Genomic DNA, 3,677 nt, shown 5'->3' with positions numbered 1-3,677 from the left:
GTCGCTGCGTGTGACGTGAGTGATCGTCATGCTCTGGCTGGGCTGGTGGCCGAGGTTGAGGCTGCCGGCGGTCCGGTGCGTTCCGTGTTCCACGCCGCGGGCATCAACCGCATGGCGCCGCTCACCGACACACGGTCGGACGACTTCGACGAGGTGCTGCGGGCCAAGGTGGCGGGTGCGGACAATCTGGATGCGGTCTTCGGTGACCGGCCGCTCGACGCGTTCGTGTTGTTCTCCTCGATCAGTGCCGTCTGGGGCAGTAGAGGTCAAGCCGCTTATGCGGCGGCCAACGCGCACCTGGATGGTCTGGCCGAGAGCCGACGGGCCCGTGGGCTGACCGCCACCTCCATCGCCTGGGGCCCCTGGGCGGAGGGTGGAATGGCCGGTGGTGAAGCTGCGGAGCACCTTCGTCGCCGTGGCCTGACCGCGATGGCGCCGACCACGGCGATAGCCGGACTCGAGCAGGCGCTCGACGAGGGTGATGCCGTGATCACGGTCGCCGATGTGGACTGGCAAATCTTCACGCCGACGTTCACCGCCGTGCGTGAGAGCCCTCTGCTGAGCGAGCTCACCGAGTTCGGCACATCCGTCCCTGCCGACACCCGGCCCTCCTCGCTCCCGGCAGGGTTCGAAGCGCTTGCGGACACCGAGAGAGCTGCTGCGCTGCTCGACCTCGTACGCCGGCAGGTCGCGTTCGTTCTGGGGCACCGGGACACGGTCAGGATTCCTGCGGACCGGGCTTTCCAGCAACTGGGATTCGACTCTCTGACAGCTGTCGAGCTGCGGAACCGACTGCAGAAGGAAACCGGGCTGGGTCTGCCCACCACTCTTGTCTTCGACTGCCCGAACCCTGCTGTTCTGGCGGAATACCTCCGTGCGCGGCTCTTCGGCGCGGGAGCGGATTCGGATGCTTCCGGGACAGCCACGTCAGTCACGAGCGACGACCCGATCGTCATCGTGGGCATGAGCTGCCGCCTCCCCGGGGACGTTCGCTCTCCGGAGGACCTGTGGACGTTGCTCATTGAAGGAGCCGACGGAATCACCGGCTTCCCGATCGACCGGGGATGGTCCGTCGACCCGCGTTCCTCGTACGCACGCGAGGGCGGTTTCCTGCACGACGCCGCTGACTTCGATGCCGAGTTCTTCGGGATCTCGCCGCGTGAGGCGCTGGCGATGGACCCCCAGCAGCGGCTGCTGCTGGAGACGTCGTGGGAGGCGTTCGAGCGGGCCGGCATCGACCCGCTCTCCCTGCGCGGCAGCGCTACCGCTGTCTTTGCCGGAGCTGCGAGCCAGGGATACGCGTCGGGAGCCAACGCCGGTGAGGTGGAGGGCGTCGGGGGGCATCTGCTCACAGGAAACGCGACGAGCGTCCTGTCCGGTCGCATCTCGTACGCCTTCGGGCTCGAAGGGCCGGCCGTCACGCTGGATACGGCGTGTTCGTCGTCTCTGGTGGCTCTGCACCTTGCCGCTCAGGCCCTGCGGTCGGGCGAGTGCTCGTTGGCTCTGGTCGGTGGCGTGACGGTGATGGGCACCGCGGTGACGTTCTCCGAGTTCTCCCGGCAGGGCGGCCTCGCGGGGGACGGCCGATGCAAGTCCTTCGCCGAGGCGGCGGACGGTACGGGCTGGTCCGAGGGCGTGGGCGTGCTCCTGGTCGAGCGGCTTTCGGACGCGCGGCAGAACGGCCACGAGGTGCTCGCTGTCCTGCGGGGTTCGGCGGTGAACCAGGACGGTGCGTCGAACGGTCTGACGGCGCCCAACGGCCCGTCGCAGCAGCGGGTGATCCGGCAGGCACTGCTGAACGCAGGCCTGTCGTCTTCCCAGGTGGACGCCGTGGAAGCACACGGAACCGGTACGGCTCTGGGCGACCCGATCGAGGCGCAGGCGGTACTCGCGACCTACGGGCAGGAGCGTGCCGAGGACGTTCCGCTGCACCTGGGGTCACTGAAGTCGAACATCGGGCACACGCAGGCTGCTGCGGGTGTGGCCGGGGTGATCAAGATGGTGATGGCGATGCGGCACGGTGTGCTGCCGCAGACGTTGCATGTGGATGAGCCGTCGTCGCAGGTGGACTGGTCGGCGGGTGCGGTGGAGCTGCTGACGGAGTCGGTGGCGTGGCCGGAGACGGGTGATGCGCGGCGTGCCGCGGTGTCGTCGTTCGGGATCAGTGGCACGAACGCACACGTGATCCTGGAGCAGGCACCGGTGATCGAGACGGCGGAAGACGTCACCGGTGCCGTGTTGCCGGTGGTGCCGTGGGTGGTGTCGGCGAAGTCGGAGGCGGGTCTTTCGGCGCAGGTGGAGCGGTTGTCGGCGTTCGCCGTGGGCCGGGATTCGGTGGATGTCGGGTTCTCGCTGGCGACGACGCGTGCGGCGTTGGAGCACCGTGCGGTGCTGGTCGGTGACCGGACCGTGCGGGGTGAGGTGGTCGAGGGACGGTCGGCGGTGTTGTTCTCGGGTCAGGGTGCGCAGCGGTCGGGTATGGGCCGTGAGTTGTACCAGGCGTATCCGGTGTTCGCGGATGCGTTCGACGCGGTGTGTGCGGAGCTGGACCGGCATCTGGACCGGACGGTGCGGGATGTGGTGTTCGAGGGTGGTGAGCTGCTGGATCAGACGCAGTTCACCCAAGCCGGGCTGTTCGCTCTTGAAGTCGCCCTGTTCCGTTTGGTGTCGGCGTGGGGTGTGAAGCCGGACTATCTGCTGGGGCACTCGATCGGTGAGCTGTCGGCCGCGCATGTGGCGGGGGTGCTGTCGCTGGAGGATGCGGCGAAGCTGGTGGCGGCGCGTGGTCGTCTGATGCAGGCGTTGCCGGCGGGTGGGGCGATGGTGTCGCTCCAGGCATCGGAGGACGAAGTCCTGCCGCTGCTGACCGACGGTGTATCTATCGCCGCGCTCAACGGGCCTTCCGCGACCGTGATTTCCGGTGACGAGGACGCTGTCCTCGCGATCGCCGGCCACTTCGCAGCGCAGGACCGCAAGACGAAGCGTCTGCGCGTCAGCCACGCGTTCCACTCGCCCCGCATGGACGCCATGCTCGACGAATTCCGCACGGTCGCGGAGGGCCTCACCTTCCACCCGCCCGGCATCGGGATCGTCTCGAACGTCTCCGGTGTGGTCGTGTCGGGCGAGGAGATCTGCTCGGCGGACTACTGGGTGCGTCACGTTCGTGAGGCGGTCCGCTTCGTCGACGGGATGCGCACTCTCCAGGACCAAGGCACCACCATCTACCTGGAGTTGGGACCCGACGGGGTGCTGTCCGCGATGGGCCAGGACTGTGTCCAGGACTCGGCGTTCGTCCCGGTACTGCGCAAGGACCGCGACGAGGCTACGACCCTCGTCACCGCGCTGGCCGAACTCCACGTACGCGGATCGGCCGTCGACTGGGCGGCGTACTTCGCCGGCACCGGCGCCCGCCGCATCGACCTGCCCACCTACGCCTTCCAGCACGAGCACTACTGGTTCGAGGAGCCGACTGCCGTACGTACCGGAGACGACAGCTCTTGGCGTTATCGGGTGGTGTGGAAGTCGGTCGGGGGTGTGGTGTCGGAGTCGCTTCCGGGTGGTTGGTTGGTGGTGTGTGCTGCAGGTGGGGTGGATGGTCCGGTGGTGGCGGGTCTGGTGGCTCGTGGTGCGGGGTTGTTGGTGGTGGATGGTGTGGTTGACGGTGGGGTGTTGGGGGA

At 68.1% G+C, this 3,677-nt stretch carries 1 protein-coding gene; it reads left to right on the top strand.

What is annotated here, in order from left to right:
• On the top strand, positions 1–3,677 hold a 3,677-nt coding region (locus ABZ441_RS33435), incomplete at both ends, for an SDR family oxidoreductase (RefSeq protein WP_358981165.1).

Origin of the sequence: Streptomyces sp. NPDC005752 (genome assembly GCF_040630715.1) — a bacterium.
Classification (GTDB): Bacteria; Actinomycetota; Actinomycetes; order Streptomycetales; family Streptomycetaceae; genus Streptomyces.
Note: the sequence above shows the minus strand (reverse complement) of the source record. Positions and strands in the feature narration are given on the sequence as shown.